Below are 19,246 nucleotides of genomic sequence, written 5' to 3'. Positions count from 1 at the left end.
ATCTCCCTAAATTTCACGCGCACCACCTGGTGATTTCAAATTCAGATCTGCCATTTTCTGGGTATAAGATTTTTCTTTTGGCTCTCTTTCCATAAAATCTTGAAACCCGCCTTTTATTTCGTTTAATTCTTCCATGGATTCTTTATCTAAGCCAGGAACCCCATCTTTTGATGTGGGACTGGATGCTGCTTCACCATATATCTCTACTGCATCAGGGTTTATTTTACGGGTTTGCAGAGGAGTGTCGAATGACCGTTTTTGTGGATTTGGAATGTCAGGACTTCCATGCCTGTTTTCATGAACCGGCACATCTAAACCACCTTGCTTTTCAAGTGTTTCTAGCTGACCAGGTTTTACTTCAAGATCTAGGGCATCTAGTTGCTGCTTCAGTGGTCTTTCTATAAAATCTGTCCTAGTTCTTTCATAATCATTTATCAATTGTTCGGGAGTATATTGTGCCAAAATCTTTTCTTGTGAACGTAGAAGTTCTTCCTCAGACATCCCAGCAGAAAGGCTATCAGCCATGATCAGTGAAGCATGTTCTTCAACATAACAAACCGTGGCACATTTATCCTGTGTTGGGTCGTACTCAACCCGCGCTTTGAAGGCCCTATTTTGTCCATCGTGCCCAATTAAACCATTTGGGAACTTTTCATATCCAAGGCCATAAGCTACATGAGCAAAACCTGGTTTTTTTTCACTTTCAGAAAGCTCGTGCATTCGTTGCATTTGTTTTAAAGTTTCTGGGCTATCAAAAAGGGAAGCATCCGGATCTTGGGTTAAAAATGCCCTTGTCAATTTATTCATATCAGTTGGTGTTGAACGCGCGCCAAAAGCAGCTAAAGCTCCTTGATAGTCTTTATCTTCAGCTGGTGTTCCCTCGTCACAATACCCACGCGCCATTTTCTTACCACCATCACTAACCGCTTGCTCAATGTCATCTGGCATTAGTGTGTTTTCTAACTTAAGCTTAGGGTGATTTATAACTAATTCCCTTGCAACATCAGCAAATGACTTATCTGGACTGGCAATATTAACAGGTGCTTTCGAGGCAACTGTTTCTACAATAAGAGCTATTAGATCAGGTCCTGTGTCGCTATAAGTATGTTTTCCATACTCTGAATCTGTGTGTTGACCATCCACATATTTTTTTGCCTCATCCAAATCACCCCAATCACTTTTTAAATTATTATATTTTCCCATTCCATGCGTATGTTGCAGCAGGTCTCTTAGCGTAATATCCTCATGATGAGGATGTTGTTCAATCATTTTAACAAACGTACTATCTGGATACTTTTCTTTTAGGGCAGGAACAAAATGAGATAGAGAAGTGTTTATTCCTTCAGGGAATTGCTCTTTATAATCTTCATGTTCAGTCATTCGTAAAATTGTAGCAGCAGTAATCATTTTTGTGCAGCTTGCTACTGCAAAGACTGTTTCAGGGGCAACTTCATCTTCAGCTAGGAAATTTGATTTTCCTTGAGTGTGACATTCAGATTTGGACTCTTGTCCAGAAAAAACAGTAACTGCTGCCGAACATCCAACTACATGCGCACCGACACCTCTAAAGACACTATCTGAATCTTTATGTTCTGCCTCTAAATCTAATAAATGGCCTATATCTTTGTCTTTTTGAGGCTCTAAAGACTCAAGAAGCACAGGCACTACTATATCTAGATTTTTAGCTGAAGGTGGATATCGCATGTTTTTCCTCTTTAGTCTGTTAAATTTCTCTTGAGCCACCAGAAGAACGCAAATTCAGATCTGCCATTTTATGGGTATGATTTTTTTCTTTTGGTTCTTTTTCCATAAAATCTTGAAGTCCTCCTTTTATTTCGTTTAATTCCCCCATGGATTCTTGATCTAAGCCTGGAACCCCATCTTTTGACGTGGGACTGGATGCAGCTTTTCCATACGAAGTTTCTTTCTGACCTATTCTGCCCAATTGACCAGGCTTTATTTCAAGGTCGAGGCCATCTAAATTTTGTTGGCTATCACGTATCTGTTTTCTAGCTTTCGTTATAAGTGGAACTAAATCATTTTCTTTTGATTCCTCAAATACCGCAAGTGGCTTTTCCAGCGAAAAACTTACAGCTTTATCAAATGTACCACCTCTATAAAGCGCAAGACTATCAAATTTATTTGCTTCAAATTGTTCGGGAGTTATTTGAGCTATTTTGGCTAATTGATCACGGGCACGGCTACCAGCATTGAAATTAAACATATGTTTAATTTCAGCCTCTGTAAGAGGAGATGCCACTTCTTCATAGCCACGAAGAATGGTTGTAGCAGTCTCCTGATCTATATTTTTACCCATTGGATTTATATCTTCATGAGGCCTTAATGCATTATGGTCAATCTTGGTTTGTCCAATTAGTAAGGCTAAATCTTCAATGCGTGGTCCAATTGATAAGTCTTCCATATCAATCGGTACAATTTGTTCTTCTCCTGGTATTGCCATTTCCTTTTGTTCACTTTCTTTCTGAAGAAAATTTAAAGGATGAGCATCATGATGAACAGCTCTAGTCTGAGGAAGTTTGTCAAAGTCATCAAGCACATCTGTAAATGCCTCTAACTTCCCGCTTTCTTTTTCTTCTGCCAGACGACCCATTAGCTCTATAACTTTACTTTGGCTCTTCGTTGGACTAGATATTCTAGAGAATTCTTCAAATTTTTGTCTAAACACAGAACCATCTCCAACCAATTCGTTGAATTCTGCATTGCTAGATGTAAATTCCCTATCTTGGCCAGCATTATGCAATTTACCCAAAGTTCCAGCCATTTCTGCTACTATATAGGATGGAAAATTAGATGGATTAACGTCAATAGCCTGCCTGGTGCTACGTTCAAACTTTGGGTCGGGATTTTCCTTTTGTTCATCGTATGATATATTCTCTCTTTTTTCTAACATGTCTTCCCTTAAAGGAAGCTTTGACGCCCCAAGATTAGTTTGTAGGCTTATTTCATGACCGACCAAACCTTCTGGCATGCCTTCTCCAGATAAAGCTCCAATAAGCCCTTTAGAATTATCTCTAATAAATTTAGCTGAGTCTAGTGATGGCTGTTTACCAGACTTTTCAGATTCCCTAGCTGCATTATGCAGTGATTCCATAAATTCACGCACTTCTCCAAGCCGTTTTTCTTCCTGTGGCTGGCGTTCTTGTAGCTGCTTTTCAATCTTAAAGAAAAAATCAGGAGATTCACTCCCAGGTAAGGTAACATGAAATCCATAACCTTGGTTGCCACTTTCTTCTGCCCGAATAGTTGCGTCTCCAATATCACCAATCACTTGGCCATAATTACCAACTAGCATTTTTTTGACTGTTGGGTAATTTTGTTCTTTTTCTTCTTCTAACTCTGGATGCAACATACAGATCTCCTACTCTAGGCATTAAATTTCCCTAGCACCACCTGGTGATTTCAAATTCATATCGGCCATTTTCTGGGTATGAGTTTTTTCTTTAGGATTCTTTTCCATAAGCTTTTGAAGTCCGCCTTTAATCTCATTTAATTCTTCCATAGATTCTTCATTTAACCCTAAAGGTGGTTTCATAGACATTTCAGCACCTAAGCTAGCTGCTATACTCTCAACCTCGCCTGATACTGGAGCCATGGTGGCCAAATCAAGGGCATCAAGCTGCTTAACTTGTTTTTGCTCCATCACTTTCTGATTAAAATCTTCAAAAGATCGAGAGTCACGTACCGACATATTTACTTTTGTAGCTCCAACTTTACTTATTCTGTCATCTTCATCTATGCCAACAAGTGTAAATGCATCAGTGTAAATATTAGGCGTATCACCATCATGGCCAACCATATGCGTATAACCGTCTTCTCTGCGTGGATCACTTTTATCTAAAGCAATACACATTAAGCCCAACTCATATGGGGTTTGGTCAACCGAAGGATGTTTTGCCGCATCACTGATTACATTAGTCATAAGATTCTGATATTCAGCTCTTTGAAAGAGAGTGCTATCCGATAAACCTGCCCCTATATAATCTTGAGAAAATTGAGCAACAACTTCTGGTGAGGCTATGTAATTTCCTGCCGCTCCACCTGCATCAGTCGGAATTCCTGTATTAAAGTCTTTTTTACCATTGGTATATTTAGATTCTGCATAATCAAGCCCCTGCAAATCACTTCTTTTTGTAATAATATGAGCGCCAGGAGCAACTTCTGTTAGTATTTCCTGAAGTGAAGGAGAGTCACCTTCCCATATAGCTTTAGCAACTTCTCCAGCCACTACTAGATTACCATTGCGGTATGGTACTTGCTCAACGCCATTAAAATCTATGATATTTTGAGAAAGATTTCCCGGAGTATGTGCTAATATAGTTTCAGTAGAAAATTCAGTAGCTTCGTCTTTATTCCATTCATCATAAAAAGCAACTCCGTCTTTATTTTTCCATGCCATCGATTCAGAAAGATTTGCTGTTTGATTAACCAGACTTCTTGGAGTTATATTATTTCTTCGCTCAATGGCCCCTTTATGCTCAACATCTTTTAGTTCATCACTAGGCTGCATTTGGCCAATAAAGTCATTAACCTTTTGCAATCTTCCGGCCTCAGCCCCCATACCCCTATCTTCCAAAAAACCTATTGTTTTTGCAATTGGTACATCCATTAAGGTGGTGGCGTCATTTGCGGCCAGAAATTCCTGTTTTGCATGACTACCTATAGCCTCTAATCTTGTATCCAGCCTGTCTTCTAGCTTCTCGAATGATTTCATAAGCATTGCGGAAGCAAACATCTTTCCCATACTTGCTGTGGGCTGCATTTTTGCTTCGCCTGTCGGCTCCATTCCCTTACTTTCTTCTGCCATTGTTGTAGCTTTATGACCACGTTCCATGCTGCATTCAGTATGGTGTGTATAAGGTGCTAAAAAGCCCATGGCCATACCAAACCTATCATTTTTATCAACTATACTAACAGGCGGGCTACGACCCGTAGTGTTATCTCGATAGCTTGCCTCTAAATCTAATTCTCCTTTTTGCACCGTTATTTTCATCGGAATTAAACATCCTTTAGGGCTTGCACTAGCAAAATCTCTTAATTGGAGTTCTCCATCAAATTGCTCGACATTAATACGGTATTTCTCGGTATTATGTGAACCATTTTGCTCTTTTGATGCAAAGGTTATAAATTTTCCTTCGTTAACTTTATCCACTAGTTTGAAGTTACCATGCTTATCAAGGGGTTCTATCCTCATGCCCGGATTATCTTCTAATAAGCCATCGTATAGTTTGTGAGGAATACCGTTATCTTCACGAAAAAGCGATGTGCTAGATGGCCTAATAATTTGATCTTTTGATTCTTTTGACATAAATAATTTTACCCTTGCTCGTCTTATTAAATATTATAGCACATAAGTGTTAAAATATAGTTACTTGCACGCAGATCAACGCATATTATGCACTAGTATTATAACACATCTTCTATTGAAATAAATTGAATTATATGCAATACTTGATTGCATAATACGCAACGTAGAAGGCTTTCAATAATGGATTATAAAACACTAAGTATATTTGTAACATTGGCAGATAGCCTGCATTTCAGGCAAGCAAGCCAGATTCACCATATGACACCATCAACTTTAAGTCGTATAATTCAGCGCTTGGAAGAAGAATTAGAGTGTAAATTATTCATTAGAGACAATAAAAGCGTTATTATAACCAAGCAAGGGGAAGAGTTTTACAGCTTTGCCAAAGACGCTTTAACAAAGTTCGAAATATTGCAACATAACTTACATTCCAACGATTCTGAATCGCTAAAAGGCAGTATAACAATTGAATGTACAGTAACTATAGCATACGGAGTGTTGCCGCATATAATAAAAGCTTTTATAGAAAAATACCCGAATATTTCTCTGAATATCACTACCGCATCCCCTGAAAGGTCAATGAAACGACTAATTGATAATGCTGTTGATTTTGTTATTCAGCCTATATTTGGTGGTGCTCCTGTAGATACCAAGCACAAAATCATCTCAAGTTCCAAACTTGTTGTTGTTGGCTCACCATCTCTCCCAAAGATTCAATCCCTTAAAGACCTTGAAAAACTACCCGTTATCGTATCAAAATACCCCGCAATAGTTAAAATTATTGAGAAAATATTCAAAGATAATGATGTAGAGCCTATGATACATAGTTATGTTGACGGTAATGAGGCAACTCTAGCAATGGTAGCTGCTGGCTTAGGGTATGCTATATTACCTGAAATTGTTCTTGAAAACAGTCACTTGGAAGAAGATGTGGTTGTCATGAGAGACTTGGTAGACTTACCAACAGTGGACGCTGCTATATTTATGAAGGAACATAAATATCATTCACCTGCTAAATTGGCATTTTGGGAGTTTATACAGCAGGGCTAATGAAAATAAACCAGTAGCAAAATACTCCCCACAACCAAGGCCATACCTGCAATTTCAGATTTATTGATAGCTTCTTTAAATATTTTGTGTGATATGAGAAGAGCGAATATCAGTTCAATTTGTCCAACTGTCTTAACATAAGCTGCATTTGTAAGCGCAAAGGCCGTAAACCAGCCGATAGAGCCAAGTGTACTGGTTAATCCTACCAATATTGATGGCTTTACATGCTGCAATATTTGCCTGAATGCATGTCGATTGGAGTAAGTTATCCATATTCCAAGAATAACAATCTGAATTGCTATCATTGTCACCAATGTCAGAGCCGCACTGATAATAGCAGAACCATCCAATATCAATGTAGCCTGGCGAATGAATAGCCCAGATAGTGAAAAACCTAAACCCGCTCCTATACCGATCAATGCGGTTTTATGCGTGAGTTTCTTGAAAATTGAGATTGGCTTTGTATGTGACTCACTTAAGCTGATTATCACAACACCTAAAACGCCCAATATAATGGCTATAGTACCGCCAATACTCAACACTTCACCAAATAATATGATGCCGAGTAATGCTGTTTGTAATGCCTCTGTTTTGGCATACGTTGTGCCAACGGCAAAATTACGATGTGAGAATAATGAAATAAGCAGGTGCGTACCGATAATCTGAGAAATTCCACCACCTATACAATATAGCAGAAAAGTATAATTTATTTCCGGGGTGGAATAACCATATTGCAGCAAGACCCATAGGTACAAACCTGCAAATGGCAATCCAAAAGCATATCTCACCCAATTTATGCTATCTGTTGATAGATGTTGTTTTAGGTGTTTTTGCAAACCTGTGCGAATGGTTTGGAAAAAGGCAGCGAAGATACAGGCGGTTATCCAGATAGATGTCATACGTCGATATCCACTACTACAGTTTTGGGTCTACGCAACAGAATAATTGCAACACCAATGATTATCAAAGTACCTCCTATGGCTATTTGCAGTGAGAATAATTCTCCCAAAAACATTACACCACCTAAAACACCAAACAGAGGAACCATCAATGTTGTTGGAGCTAAATGTCCAATAGACATACGAGATAAAAGATAACACCACAAGCCATGCGCCCCTATGGATACGGCTATAACCATATATATCATTAAAAGCCATATTGTATTACTTGCGCTGGCTATAGATTCCAATTGTCTGGTTTCGGTAAATAAGGATATTATTGCTGTCATTGGAGCTGCTAATAATGAAATCCAGCCTACAAGCGCCAGTGCAGGAACATCCTTTAGCTTTTTAAGTAATAGGCAATAGACACCCCAGAAAAATGCCCCCGCCAACACCAGAGCAAAACCAATAGGATTGCTGGCACTGGTTGGGGCTTGTAATAATATATATGTTCCTATAAATGATAAGATAATGCCTGTTATACTTTTTATTCCAATCTTTTCTTTCAGAAAAATAGTCCCAAGTATTAATAAAAATGGAGCATTAGTTTGCTCAATAAGTGTAGCCATGCCTGCATCCAGACCCACGGCCATGCCACCAAAACTTCCACCCATATGCAACACAGCAAATACAAAAGCAAGTAAGGCTATATAGCCAATATGCGCTGGTGGTTTTTTATAAAATGGAATTAGAATACAACTCGCCAATATGAATCTGATGGTCATCATAGTAAATAACGGCAATTCCGCTAAAACTATTTTGGCGACAACAAAATTAAAGCCCCAAAGTGCCATAGTTAGGATAGCAAGTAATATGTAATAAATTTGCATGGCTATACCTCCGACCTTGGTGGAATGGCGTGGATTTCTTTAGCCTTTTTTGCTTCTCGTCTTGCAATGTAAACACTGCTTATCACAATAATAACCGAGCCAATTGCCGTTGGAATGTCAATCACCTCGCTGAATGCAAAATATGCAATGATAGTGGTAAATACCATACCAGAAAAATCGAACGGCATTACGACAGTAATATCAGCATTTTTATAGGCATTAAAAACAGCCATACAATTTACAAGGAAAATAATGCCCAATCCTATGAGCCATAAATATTGTTCATAGGATGAGGGTGTTTGCCAATAATATATAGCTCCTGGCAATGAAAAGGCGGTCATGAGTCCGGTAAGATAGAAGAGCTGCGTTGCGGTAGATTCAGTGCGGCTCATAACCTTGATTATCAGATCAATTATTGCCCACATACCAACGGCGGCAATAACCATAATAGAAAAATATGAAAAGCTTGTTGTGCCAGGTTTTAAGATAATTAATGCACCTGCAAAACCGATAACCAGTGCCAAAGTTCTATGCCAACCAGTTTTTTCCTTTAATATAACGACAGCTAATAATGAGCTAACTAACGGCCCTGTCAGAGCTATTGCACGCGCTTCAGTTAGCGGAATTACCGTAAATGCATAAAAATACATCGCCAGAGAAATAACGCCAAGTATCGCCCTTGATAGGTGTAATTTCAGCTTTGTTGTTTTTAAATGCTTATATCTCCCCCCTGTGAATATGAAGGGAATCATCAGCAGAAATGCTACAAAATTATGAAAGAAAACTATTTCAAATACATGAAATTGGTCTGATATCTCACGCACCATTGCTGACATTATTGAGATAAGTAAACAGTGGAGTATCATCCATGATATGCCTGTTGCTTGGGTTTTATTGGTCATATTTTGCTACCCATACCGTCTGACCACCGCAATTTTTATCTTCTGCCCGATACAGCATAACTTTAAACCCATGATCTTTCAGTAGCTGCTCATTTTCTTCTTCTCCAAGACTTGCATGATAAAAATCATGACCATCCATTTGACTTATTATTTCCCCATGTTTTGGACCAGAGGTAAACACAAGAATAGCCCCATTTTCTGCATGACCTTTAAAGATAGAAAACATATGGCGCTGATCATCATGTGGAAGATGAAAAAAACTACCCCATGCAATAATTGCTGAGAATTTTTTCTTTAAGTTACATTCTCTCATGTCACCCAAGATCCATTCCTGCTTAGGAAAACGCTCTTTACATATAGCAATCATATTGTCTGCACCGTCTATTCCCGTAATATTATGACCTTTTTCAATGAAAAATTTGGCAATAGGTTCTGCCGTTCCACAGCCTAAATCCAAAATATTTGAGCCAGAACCAATATGATCTAATACAAGATCAAGATATTCCTTCTCCATTAGTGTTTTAGTGCGAGCATTATCATACCACTCAAAGATTTTATCATAAACTTCATAGACGTTCTGTTTGTTAATTTCGCTCATATTACCTGCATCTCCCATAGCTTCTTATATACTCCGTTCTTCTTCCGGATAAGCCCGTCATGCTTACCTTCTTCAACAATTTTTCCTTTATCAAGCACAATAATTCTATCCATGTGCTTGAGTGTGGAAAGACGGTGAGCAATTGCTATAACTGTAGCATTACTTGTTTCCAACACCTCATTTATTGACTCTTGAATGAGCGTTTCAGTTGGCGTATCGAGGCTGCTGGTTGCCTCATCCAAAATCAATATCGGTGCGTTTTTTAAGATTGCCCGTGCGATAGCAATACGTTGACGTTGACCACCGCTTACCTTAACACCACGCTCACCCACAACCGAATCATAGCCCTTTTCCATCGCCATAATATCCTCATGGATTTTGGCTTTTTTACAGGCAGATATTATCTCCTCATCGCTTGCATCATATTTTGCCAGCAGCAAATTCTCACGAATAGTACGGTGAAACATTGTTATATCTTGAGGAATTATGGAAATATTTGCACGCAGGCTTTCCTGAGTAACATCTGCAATATTATTCCCATCAATACAAACCTCGCCGCTCACAACATCAAAATAGCGTAGCAGGCACTTGGTCATAGTAGTTTTGCCAGCTCCTGACATACCAACAATTCCAAGCCGCTCGCCGGGCTTTATATGAAGATCAAAACCCTTCAATATCGACTTGTCGCTATCTCCATAGGCAAAATGGACATTTTTATATTCGATCTCACCTTTGACTAGACCGAGGATTTCAGCACCCTCCTTATCCTTCACATCATATTTTTCATTGATAAATTTATATGATGACTTCACTTGGGCTATGGAAGGATTGATGTTGAATAATAAGCTATCCATAAAATTATCAAGATCAGCATGTATGTTTAATGTGATCATCCCTGCAAAGGCAAATCCTCCAGCGGTTATATGGTTATCCTGATATAAATGAGCTAGCAGGTAAATCTGCACGGCACTCATTGCTGCAATCATTATGGTGTCGGCATTATCAACCCACCATGCATCAAAAATGCGTGTTTTTTTATCCCACGATTTCCAGTTTAGTAGCGCAGGCAATAAGTTTGATTTAAATTCTCTATCACTATTGCCTATAATTTTTATACCAAAAATATTGCTAATATTATCGTTGATAATGCCTGTGGCTTTCTGCCTTGCTTCTACATACTTGCCCTGTAGCTGCATTTGCTTGCGAAGGAGTAGGAAAATAATCGGCGAGTAAATCAGCACAAAAATGGTCAGTACAATTGTTGGCTGGGAGTGAACTTGTGTTAAAAATAACAAGCTGATTATCACAGTCAGTACATTAATAAATGCTCTGAAAATAAACGTAACCAGGTGGGTTATGCCATGCTGAAAATCTGTTATTTTACTGGATATTTCGCCAGATAGATGCGAATCAAACCAATGCAGGCTATGACCAATAATCTTGCTGTAAAGATCAGTTACCGTCTGCTCCAGCATCATCGGTTTATAACGAATATCCAGTAAACGATTTATAAAATACATGCCATGATGCATTAGCTTATAAAATGCGAACATTGCAATCAACCACCCAAGTCCTGCGCCTCTATCACTTGCTATTGTATCAATCATTTCCTTGATTTTGTAGTTAACGGAAATGTTAAAAATAGCCGCTAACACAGCTATTATGCAAAGGGATATCAGATATACTTTATACTGATTGCATAAGGTTACGATATAGGAATTTAAACTGTTATTTTGATTCTTCATACCCTCTGTATACCTCATTATTTTCTGTATCCTGCAGCCACTTTCCTTCCTTTATAAAACTTGGCTGCACATCGTCACGCGCTTGAATTTCTTCCAAGGTAAACCACTGCTTCATGGTTACCGACTTGTCATGCCCTAAATCTTCCCATTCATGTTTTTCAGGGTGGATATCTATAGAAGCGCGGAATACGCATTCGACTTTATGGCTATCGAATTCTTTGTCATAAAATTCAAAAACATAAATAATTTCACCGATAGTAACCTCATAGCCAGTTTCTTCATATACCTCACGTTTAGCACATGCCGCCAAATTTTCACGTGGCTCCATATGTCCACCCGGTAGATACCAATAGCTACCGTTATTACTGACTAGCAACAGTTTATTTTCATTTATAACACAAGCTCTCGCTGCTGATATTATTTTTGCCATAGTTACACTCATATAAAAGCTGGAAATAATTCCAGCGGTTTAGTGTCAGGCCAACGAATTTTTAGTTCTTTCAAAGCCTGCTCGGATGCTAATTTCAGGTGCGGTAATTTGCCATGCTTTTCTGAAATATCAATAAATGCTTGAAGGCGATGCAAATAACGTGGTCGGGCCATATTATATTCTGATTTCCAATTAGGATGAGGATCTTTAAACTCAGTGTTTAATATATCGAGCTCTTTATCCAAAACACCGTCAATGCCATATGCGAATAAAATAACAACCCAATAAGCACAAGCGCAAACATAGGATTCATTATATAAATTATCATCCAAAGCTGCCGGAATGTTTTTTGCAAGCTCTTGTAGATAAATTATTTCAAGAGGCTCTATGACATCCTTAGGGAGTGCTTTCACACACCAACATGTAGGCATACTCATACGCAAATAAGTTGCATCCAATAGCGCATTTCCCACATACCCCCATTCAAAATCAATAACATGCATTATATCATTTTTTGGATCATCAAATACATTATCCGGGCAAATATCTCCATGAATATATGTAGTAAAATCCATAGATTTTTTCATAGTATTAAAGACACGGAAAATCTCTTCATCTAATTCCGATGTGGATTTTATACCAAGTTTCTCCAGCATAGTATTGGCTTTGGGTAGATCATCAAAATCATCCTTCCAAACCTTTGCACCAGGGTTTAGCTTCTGCAAAATTTTATTATACTCGTCTGTTTTTCCGTAAGCACTGGCATGATATTGTCCCATGCGCTGCATATATCTTGTGAGTGCTGCAATTGCTGCCTTTCTATCCTTGCCAGTTAAAGAATCCACCAAGCTAAAATGCACATCACCTAAATCTTCCAGTAGTATAAAGCGATGTTTTTCGCTGCCACCATAAAATTGTGGCGCAATGGATGGCTCTATGTTTAACCCACTTAAAAATTCAAGCCCAGCCCAGTCTCTGGCAAATCTTCCCAGCAATTCTTTTTCATCATCGGAATCTTTTTCGTGGAAAGATTGTTTGAAAATTAAACTTTGAGGCGTTTTGCCAGATGGAGATTGTAATATAATTCTGAGAATTAAATTACGTCTTTCTGGCTTGCTTAAGCGAATAACGGACTTTATTTGAATATCATGGGAAAAACTCTTGGCCAGAATACCCAGTACTTCTTGTTTAATGTTTGGGTCAAGTTTATTCATTATTTTTATTCCCCTCTAAATTCAAAACCATCAAATGCTCATCAAAAAAATTATTTCCGATTTTAAGAGCGCTTGGTTCAGTGCCATAAATTGAAAAACCGAATTCTTTGTACATTTTAAGAGCACTTAAATTACTGGTAACACATGTCACATGAAGTTGCTCAACATTTGATTTAGCATGGTCAACAACAGCTTGAATCGAAGCTCTTGCCACACCCTGCTTTCGATAATCAGGCTCTGTATATACTGTAAATAAAACTCCTCGATGCCTTGTTTTGGGTGTATTTAAGGCAAAAAATCCAGCCGACCCTACTAATGCAGTATCTATAAAAGCACCAAAAATTTGGCTTTTATTAAGAGAAGACCTCCAATCATCGTCTGAATAGATAGCTTCTTCTTCGTAAGAGGATCCAAAAGATTCTGGCGAATCTTTTAAAGCTAACAATCTTAATTTTTTCCATGCAGTGATGTCTTGCTCATTAAGTAACCTTATTTTCATGATACCTCCAATTGATCTACAATATGTCCAATCAACTCCTTTATATCCTTACATTGGTTTGGTCTATTTTTAGGATCGGATCGTACCAGACAGTCGAGCAAAGATAGTAAATTCAGCAAGTGAATTGTGATACGCCAATTATTCGGTAATTTTATGCCAGCATCTTGCAAACCTTGTAAAAATGACTGCTCGTATGAATCCGGCAACTGGTGTGCATAACGCAGCATATTTGCTACGTCACATAAATAAGAACCAGAAAAGGCAAACTCCCAATCCAGAATGGCCGTCACTTTCCATTTACCGTTTTGCTTGTTTACCAAAATATTAGACGGGTCGTAATCCGCATGGACAAGTGTATGTTCTGAGTTATTAGGAAAGTAGGATGCATATTGATCCGCAATTTCAGCTATATGCTTTACAAGATTGCTTCCTAACTCACTAGAAACTGTTGAGCTTTCTAAGCATTCATGTAAAAAATCTACACAAAAATTTTGCTCTAACCTATCTTGTACCTTGAGATTCTGGTCAAAAAATCCAGAACAAGGGAAGGTATAATTTTGGAGTTTGGCTAAGAGTGAACCAGTTTCATAAATAGCATCGGATAGTTCTTCTGCATTTTCATGCAAGATGGTATCACGCAATGTTATTCCAGATACAAAATTAGTAAGCGCATATCGATAACTTCCTGTATTACCAACGCATAAAACCTCCGGCACAGGAATTTTATCACCAACCATTTTATAGATATTTTGCTCCTTTAATGCGGCTTCCTTATCACGTAGATACAGGCGCAAAAGAAAAGGATCGTTGCTATCTTTAAATCTGATTTTAACGTTCAAATTGGCACAACCACCAGATATGATACTGTATGAGGCAAGCGTTTTTTCAGGGCATGCATTTTGGATAGCCTGCTTGATGATTTTTTCATCTACATCCGTATATTCATTTGTTTTTTCCCAATTACTTTTAAGTACCATATTATGCCCTAAATTTTAGTCCCTTGGTGGAAAATCATTTGCCAACTATCACCTTCTTTTTTCCATATTGATGACCTAAGCGAAATATGCTTGCCATCACGATTTAGTTTGTAGGTAGCAAGCCCAGCTTCTTCAGACAAATTAGTCACTTTAAAATCTTCTATTGCACATTCTTGTCTTGGCTCGTTAGGCAACTCTGAAGTGTACCCCATTGTTTGAACCAAAATACTGAACTTTTAAAGTCCAATTTTGAGCTGTAAAAGAGCAAAAGAAACTCTCTGTTTTTTTATTTTTCTTCGTTTTACAATCATCGGGACCTCTCCCTGTACTGCATCACAAATTATATATAAAATCTCCTAAACTTGCAAGAATACTTTTGTTTTTTCTTTGTTTTTTTAAATACCTATTAATCCATGAAAAGTCTCTATGACCTGGAGTTTTGGAGCTATATTATCCATTGTTTTATTGTCACAACATTATTCCGCCTCCTTAATTATTTTATTATAGCAATTAATAGGGGTACTAGATTGTAAAGCCTGATGAGGCCGCTTATTATTATAAAAATTAATATAAGCTGCAATGTTATCATATGCCGTTTTAACTGTATTGTAATCTTTCAAATAAACATCTTCGTATTTTAAGGAACGCCAAAATCGTTCAATAACCATATTGTCTATGCACCTGCCTTTACCATTCATACTAATGTTGATCTGTTTATTTTTCAATATATTGGTAAAAGCACAGGAAGTAAACTGCGCCCCTTGATCAGTATTAAAAATAGTTGGTGTTGCAGTTTCTAAAGCTTGATTTAATGCCTCCAGACAGAATGTTACATCCATTGTATTAGAAAGTTGCCATGATAAAATATAGCGACTATACCAATCTATTACTGCGACCAAATATAAAAAGCCTTTCTCCATACGAATATAGGTAATATCGGTTGCCCAAACATGATTGGGATGGGTAATTTTTATGCCTCTTAAAAGATACGGATACACTTTATGTTCAGTATTTGCTATACTAGTTTTAGGCTTTGGATAAATAGCAACTAGCCCCATTTTTTGCATTAAACGCCTTACCTTCTTGCGATTGATAGACAATTTATCATCTTTTTTCAAAGTATCAGTAATGCGTCTATGTCCGTAGAAAGGGGATTGGGTATAAATTTCATCAATACGGCACATAATATTATGTTCACTTTCGGATATATCAACTGGCTGATAATAGAAAGTTGAGCGAGATATACCCAGTAAATCCGCCTGATATCTAACGCTTAAATCTGGATGATCAGTCTCTATCATGGACATGCGTTCACTCCTGCCTACTGATTTAATTTTTTTTTAAGAAAAGAATTTTCTATTTTTAGCCGACCTATTGTTTCGTAAAGGTCAGCTTCCGCTACTTCGTCTTTCTTCTTTCTGCGTATTTTTGCTGATGAAAAAAGGGAAGACATAGATTCTTTAGCTAGCTTTTTCCAGTCCTTTATTTGTGTCGGATGAACCTCAAACTCAGACGCTAATTCAGAAATTGTTTTGTCGCCTTTTAGTGCAGCAAGTGTAACCTTCGCCTTAAAATCATTACTGTAGTTCTTCTTCATAACTGTCTCCAATCTAATTCAAAATGTTAACCTCATTTTAACTCAAATTGGACTCTTGTAAATGGTCCAGTTTTTGGGGTACACTTTCCTCCTCAATTACCATACTTTTATTATAAGTTTTTCCTGAAGCACCAAACTCTATAAAATCATCATGCAATAGGCCGTCCAAGGCATTGACAGATTGCCTAGTTTCATAGGTGAGTAGTGATAATTCCAGTTCATAAATACGGTTAGTTAAGGTCATAGTTACTCACCATCAAATGATATGTTCACTGTACAATTTGTAGCATCCAGTGTGACTTTATGCCCCAAAGGTAAGACGCAACGACTATCCGTATGTCCATAAGGAAAATCTCTGATGCAAGGAACCTTAATCTTATGACTCCAGTCATTTATGATATCATCAATTGTTCCACTATCTTCAGGAAAAAGCTTTGACTCACAACCCGTAAAACTGCCGATGATGATGCCGGACACTTGTTCAAATACACCGGATACATACAATTGTGATAGCATGCCCTCAATAATATAGGGCTCAATCAAGACTTCTTCAAAAAGAAGGATTGTATCTCGAAATTTTGGTTGAAATGGCGTTCCCATTAAATTAACAAAACTCATCAGATTACCACCAATTAACGGAGCAGTGACAGTACCTGGATTAACAGTACTTCCTTGTAATATTGTATAATTTTCCTGATTCAAACATTTATTAAGTGTTTCACTAAGAAATGCATCGACAAAAGGCTCTTCTTTTTGGATATCGCTACCACCAAATCCTGTAATAGATACCGATTGCGTTTTTGCATGTATCCCCAATTGTAAAGCTGTGGTGTCACTAAAGCCGATAATTGGTTTTGGGTTATGATAGATAGCATCAAAGTCTAGTAATGGTAAGATTGTGATGGAACCAACGCCTCCACGGGTTACCATTAACGCATCCACTTCCGTATCTAAAAAGAACCTCATAACATCTTCAGCTCTTTCTTGATCTGAACCTGCTGAGAATAGACCTTCTTTCGTAATATGTCGGCCTAATTTTACTTTAAACCCTTGCTGCTTGAGGAATCCTGTAACTATTTCAATTGCCCCCAAGTCAGGAGGGCTTGAAGGCGAGATTAAGCCTATTGTTGAGCCTTTGGTAATTCTTTTATATTTCATTTGTTACACCTCATCATTATATGCTCTTGGCCTGCAAAACTTCCCGTCTCAGGGGTGAATCGTTCAACTTCTTTAAATCCTGCTTGTGTGTAAACATGCACTGCGCGTTTATTATGACTTGCAGGGTCAATAAGAAATCGTTTCACTTTTGCTGGTGCAAAATCCATAAAAGCTTTGAGCGTAGGGGCTGCCAAACCTTGCCTCAAGTGCTTATCACAGCCAATCATAAAATCCATAGACCAGCTATCACCGTCCTGGATGCAATTTCTGCCATAGATATCTTTTTGTGTAGGGTCTATAAACGAACTCATAACTAAGGAAAAAGGAACATCACTCTTATATCCAATCCAGTAATCAAAAAGATCAATAATGCCTTTATCCAGGTAATTCTCCACATTTTGCCACATTTCGGGGCTGTTATCCCAGAACTCCATAACATGTGGTTTATTCCACCATTCTTTGATTAACGGTTTATCTGAGGCTACTGCCTTTTTGAATGTGATGTTATTTGTCATTTTGTTTTACCCATTTTTTATTAATCAAGCTTGTTAGTACATGCCCTTCCCATTTACCATTGATATATAAATAATCCTCGGCAACGCCTTCTTTCTTAAACTCACATTTTTCTAAAACTCTGGCACTTGCCTTATTACTTGGCATATAGTTGGCGCTGATGCGGTGCAAGTTCAGTTCATCAAACACATAAGCGATAGAGACTTGCAGGCACTCTGTGATAATTCCTTTTCTCTGCATATCTTCGGATATTTTGAAGCCTAAAAAACAGGAGTGAAAACAGCCACGGACAAAATTGCTGTAGTTGACAATACCGATTAACCGGTTATCTTCTTTTGTGTAGATATTCAGGCAGCATGATTTGTCGGAAAGAAAATCATCGTGGATTTGGGTGGTTTTATTCTGCCAGTATTCTTCTGTGTAATAGCTACCTTCTTGCAGTGGTTCCCATTTTGATAGATGTTGCTTGTTGCTGGCAACAAAATCATACATTAAACCAGCTTCTGCCAGTTCAGGAAGGCGTAATATGCAGCGCATTGTTTGTATCAATGGAAAATTTTGATCAGTCATAATATTTTTCTCATATAAAACCGCTTATTACCCATTGCTGGAGAGTTTTCCAATACTGCAAACTCTTCATAGCCACATTTCGCATAAAACTCTCTTGCCTGAAAATCAAATGTATCAAGATGTATCAAGGCGGCACCTGATTTTTTAGCCTCTGTTTCCACATGTCCTAAAAGCTGTGAACCGTAATCATGCCCTCTATGCTCCTCTTCAACCCATAAAATATCGATCTTGACTGTCGATTTGTACAGCATAATGGAATTGATCCCGGCAATAATCATTTTATCCTGACTTAGAATGTGAAAGTTGAGAGGAATGAGATCTTTTTTCTCTGGGGTAGAGGGCAAAAACTTTCTGTTAAAAGCAATAAGTTGCTCCATTACCCACTCTTTATCCTCAGGTGAGGATGCTATTATTTTTTGCTTCATAGCATTTTCTCCATAACGAAGTTAGTCATTTCTACGCCACGCAATGTCACTGTTTGTTCTTTTACGGTTTTAAATCCCTTTGCCTCAAAGAACGGCTTAGCGGTAATGCTAACCTCAGAAAAAATACGAGATATATTTTGCACCGCTGCTTTCTCAAAAATAGCCGCCATCAACTTTGAGCCAATGCCTTTGCCATTCCATTCATGATGCACATAAAAACAATCAATATGGCCATATTCTTCAAATTCAGCGAAACCTACAGGCAGCTCATCAATCACTGCAACAAACGGCTTAACCTTTGCTAATTTTCTCTGCCAACCACTATAATCTTCCACTGAGTCATAAGGAGCCCAGGCGTTTACTTGCTCCTCTGTATAATCCTGAATATTGATATTATGGATGGTATGATAATATATTAAGGCTAAGCTTTTCGCATCATCTGGTTTATATTGTCTAATCTTAATTTTCACT

At 37.9% G+C, this 19,246-nt stretch carries 21 protein-coding genes; 1 reads left to right on the top strand and 20 read right to left on the bottom strand.

Features of this window, described 5'->3' with window-relative positions:
* Positions 1 to 6 precede the first annotated feature (6 nt).
* From O2942_09450 to O2942_09440, 3 genes are read right to left on the bottom strand one after another with little or no spacing between them, the layout of a single operon-like run.
* A complete protein-coding gene (locus O2942_09450) occupies positions 7 to 1,704 on the bottom strand; it encodes a serine hydrolase (GenBank protein MDA0782473.1) in 1,698 nt (565 codons plus the stop codon).
* A gap of 19 nt (positions 1,705 to 1,723) precedes the next feature.
* A complete protein-coding gene (locus tag O2942_09445; GenBank protein MDA0782472.1) occupies positions 1,724 to 3,370 on the bottom strand; it encodes a phosphotransferase in 1,647 nt (548 codons plus the stop codon).
* Positions 3,371 to 3,391: 21 nt separating this feature from the next.
* Positions 3,392 to 5,326 carry a hypothetical protein gene (locus O2942_09440; protein ID MDA0782471.1) on the bottom strand — a complete coding sequence of 645 codons (1,935 nt, stop codon included), beginning with the start codon at positions 5,324 to 5,326 and terminating at the stop codon, positions 3,392 to 3,394.
* Positions 5,327 to 5,506: 180 nt separating this feature from the next.
* On the opposite strand from O2942_09440, the gene O2942_09435 reads away from it, so the two are divergent.
* Entirely contained in the window at positions 5,507 to 6,376 is an 870-nt protein-coding gene (locus O2942_09435; protein MDA0782470.1) for a LysR substrate-binding domain-containing protein, read from the top strand.
* Here O2942_09435 and O2942_09430 read toward each other — a convergent pair.
* The 17 genes from O2942_09430 to O2942_09350 form a co-directional block, all read right to left on the bottom strand.
* A complete protein-coding gene (locus O2942_09430) occupies positions 6,373 to 7,275 on the bottom strand; it encodes a DMT family transporter (protein ID MDA0782469.1) in 903 nt (300 codons plus the stop codon). The two genes, O2942_09435 and O2942_09430, sit on opposite strands and share 4 nt — an antisense overlap.
* A complete protein-coding gene (locus tag O2942_09425; GenBank protein MDA0782468.1) occupies positions 7,272 to 8,147 on the bottom strand; it encodes an EamA family transporter in 876 nt (291 codons plus the stop codon). The genes O2942_09430 and O2942_09425 overlap by 4 nt, the downstream gene beginning before the upstream one ends.
* A 2-nt stretch (positions 8,148 to 8,149) precedes the next feature.
* Complete coding sequence (locus O2942_09420) at positions 8,150 to 9,049, bottom strand: DMT family transporter (GenBank protein MDA0782467.1); 900 nt, start codon at positions 9,047 to 9,049, stop codon at positions 8,150 to 8,152.
* The gene (locus O2942_09415) at positions 9,039 to 9,665 is read right to left on the bottom strand and encodes a class I SAM-dependent methyltransferase (GenBank protein MDA0782466.1); all 627 of its coding nucleotides are present in this window, start codon (positions 9,663 to 9,665) and stop codon (positions 9,039 to 9,041) included. The genes O2942_09420 and O2942_09415 overlap by 11 nt, the downstream gene beginning before the upstream one ends.
* Positions 9,644 to 11,392: an ABC transporter ATP-binding protein gene (locus tag O2942_09410; GenBank protein ID MDA0782465.1), complete on the bottom strand. Its 1,749-nt coding sequence runs from the start codon at positions 11,390 to 11,392 to the stop codon at positions 9,644 to 9,646. Before O2942_09410 ends, O2942_09415 begins: the two co-directional genes overlap by 22 nt.
* A complete protein-coding gene (locus O2942_09405) occupies positions 11,376 to 11,822 on the bottom strand; it encodes an NUDIX hydrolase (protein ID MDA0782464.1) in 447 nt (148 codons plus the stop codon). The genes O2942_09410 and O2942_09405 overlap by 17 nt, the downstream gene beginning before the upstream one ends.
* An 8-nt stretch (positions 11,823 to 11,830) precedes the next feature.
* Entirely contained in the window at positions 11,831 to 13,036 is a 1,206-nt protein-coding gene (locus tag O2942_09400) for a phosphotransferase (protein ID MDA0782463.1), read from the bottom strand.
* Positions 13,029 to 13,535, bottom strand: a complete 507-nt coding sequence (locus O2942_09395; GenBank protein ID MDA0782462.1) for a GNAT family N-acetyltransferase — start codon at positions 13,533 to 13,535, stop codon at positions 13,029 to 13,031. Before O2942_09395 ends, O2942_09400 begins: the two co-directional genes overlap by 8 nt.
* Entirely contained in the window at positions 13,532 to 14,512 is a 981-nt protein-coding gene (locus O2942_09390; GenBank protein ID MDA0782461.1) for an aminoglycoside phosphotransferase family protein, read from the bottom strand. Before O2942_09390 ends, O2942_09395 begins: the two co-directional genes overlap by 4 nt.
* A gap of 8 nt (positions 14,513 to 14,520) precedes the next feature.
* Entirely contained in the window at positions 14,521 to 14,724 is a 204-nt protein-coding gene (locus O2942_09385; protein MDA0782460.1) for a hypothetical protein, read from the bottom strand.
* Positions 14,725 to 14,988: 264 nt separating this feature from the next.
* Positions 14,989 to 16,109, bottom strand: a protein-coding gene (locus tag O2942_09380) for an IS3 family transposase (protein MDA0782459.1) whose coding sequence is annotated in 2 segments (ribosomal slippage) — positions 14,989 to 15,854 and positions 15,854 to 16,109 — 1,122 coding nt in all. Because the reading frame shifts where the segments join, the coding sequence is not laid out codon by codon here.
* 37 nt (positions 16,110 to 16,146) lie between these two features.
* Positions 16,147 to 16,353 (bottom strand): nuclear transport factor 2 family protein, encoded by a 207-nt coding sequence (locus O2942_09375; protein MDA0782458.1) that lies wholly within the window; start codon positions 16,351 to 16,353, stop codon positions 16,147 to 16,149.
* Positions 16,354 to 16,355: 2 nt separating this feature from the next.
* The gene (locus O2942_09370; protein ID MDA0782457.1) at positions 16,356 to 17,267 is read right to left on the bottom strand and encodes an LD-carboxypeptidase; all 912 of its coding nucleotides are present in this window, start codon (positions 17,265 to 17,267) and stop codon (positions 16,356 to 16,358) included.
* Complete coding sequence (locus tag O2942_09365; GenBank protein ID MDA0782456.1) at positions 17,264 to 17,782, bottom strand: GNAT family N-acetyltransferase; 519 nt, start codon at positions 17,780 to 17,782, stop codon at positions 17,264 to 17,266. The genes O2942_09370 and O2942_09365 overlap by 4 nt, the downstream gene beginning before the upstream one ends.
* Positions 17,772 to 18,350 carry a GNAT family N-acetyltransferase gene (locus O2942_09360; protein ID MDA0782455.1) on the bottom strand — a complete coding sequence of 193 codons (579 nt, stop codon included), beginning with the start codon at positions 18,348 to 18,350 and terminating at the stop codon, positions 17,772 to 17,774. Before O2942_09360 ends, O2942_09365 begins: the two co-directional genes overlap by 11 nt.
* Positions 18,347 to 18,775 carry a GNAT family N-acetyltransferase gene (locus O2942_09355; protein ID MDA0782454.1) on the bottom strand — a complete coding sequence of 143 codons (429 nt, stop codon included), beginning with the start codon at positions 18,773 to 18,775 and terminating at the stop codon, positions 18,347 to 18,349. The genes O2942_09360 and O2942_09355 overlap by 4 nt, the downstream gene beginning before the upstream one ends.
* Positions 18,772 to 19,245, bottom strand: coding sequence for a GNAT family N-acetyltransferase (locus tag O2942_09350; protein MDA0782453.1), 474 nt, complete (start codon positions 19,243 to 19,245; stop codon positions 18,772 to 18,774). The genes O2942_09355 and O2942_09350 overlap by 4 nt, the downstream gene beginning before the upstream one ends.
* Between the last annotated feature and the right edge of the window lies 1 nt (position 19,246).

It is taken from the genome of Pseudomonadota bacterium, assembly GCA_027620075.1.
Classification (GTDB): Bacteria; Pseudomonadota; Alphaproteobacteria; order Rickettsiales; family UBA6187; genus 1-14-0-20-39-49.
This window is presented reverse-complemented; position numbering and strand designations above follow the sequence as displayed.

Coding starts and splice junctions, on each gene's coding strand:
- O2942_09425 (MDA0782468.1), bottom strand. CDS start 8,147: ATGCAAATTTATTACATATTACTTGCTATCCTAACTATGGCACTTTGG.
- O2942_09375 (MDA0782458.1), bottom strand. CDS start 16,353: ATGACCTTAACTAACCGTATTTATGAACTGGAATTATCACTACTCACC.
- O2942_09385 (MDA0782460.1), bottom strand. CDS start 14,724: ATGGGGTACACTTCAGAGTTGCCTAACGAGCCAAGACAAGAATGTGCA.
- O2942_09420 (MDA0782467.1), bottom strand. CDS start 9,049: ATGACCAATAAAACCCAAGCAACAGGCATATCATGGATGATACTCCAC.
- O2942_09370 (MDA0782457.1), bottom strand. CDS start 17,267: ATGAAATATAAAAGAATTACCAAAGGCTCAACAATAGGCTTAATCTCG.
- O2942_09410 (MDA0782465.1), bottom strand. CDS start 11,392: ATGAAGAATCAAAATAACAGTTTAAATTCCTATATCGTAACCTTATGC.
- O2942_09440 (MDA0782471.1), bottom strand. CDS start 5,326: ATGTCAAAAGAATCAAAAGATCAAATTATTAGGCCATCTAGCACATCG.
- O2942_09445 (MDA0782472.1), bottom strand. CDS start 3,370: ATGTTGCATCCAGAGTTAGAAGAAGAAAAAGAACAAAATTACCCAACA.
- O2942_09395 (MDA0782462.1), bottom strand. CDS start 13,535: ATGAAAATAAGGTTACTTAATGAGCAAGACATCACTGCATGGAAAAAA.
- O2942_09365 (MDA0782456.1), bottom strand. CDS start 17,782: ATGACAAATAACATCACATTCAAAAAGGCAGTAGCCTCAGATAAACCG.
- O2942_09400 (MDA0782463.1), bottom strand. CDS start 13,036: ATGAATAAACTTGACCCAAACATTAAACAAGAAGTACTGGGTATTCTG.
- O2942_09430 (MDA0782469.1), bottom strand. CDS start 7,275: ATGACATCTATCTGGATAACCGCCTGTATCTTCGCTGCCTTTTTCCAA.
- O2942_09450 (MDA0782473.1), bottom strand. CDS start 1,704: ATGCGATATCCACCTTCAGCTAAAAATCTAGATATAGTAGTGCCTGTG.
- O2942_09415 (MDA0782466.1), bottom strand. CDS start 9,665: ATGGGAGATGCAGGTAATATGAGCGAAATTAACAAACAGAACGTCTAT.
- O2942_09360 (MDA0782455.1), bottom strand. CDS start 18,350: ATGACTGATCAAAATTTTCCATTGATACAAACAATGCGCTGCATATTA.
- O2942_09355 (MDA0782454.1), bottom strand. CDS start 18,775: ATGAAGCAAAAAATAATAGCATCCTCACCTGAGGATAAAGAGTGGGTA.
- O2942_09435 (MDA0782470.1), top strand. CDS start 5,507: ATGGATTATAAAACACTAAGTATATTTGTAACATTGGCAGATAGCCTG.
- O2942_09405 (MDA0782464.1), bottom strand. CDS start 11,822: ATGGCAAAAATAATATCAGCAGCGAGAGCTTGTGTTATAAATGAAAAT.
- O2942_09390 (MDA0782461.1), bottom strand. CDS start 14,512: ATGGTACTTAAAAGTAATTGGGAAAAAACAAATGAATATACGGATGTA.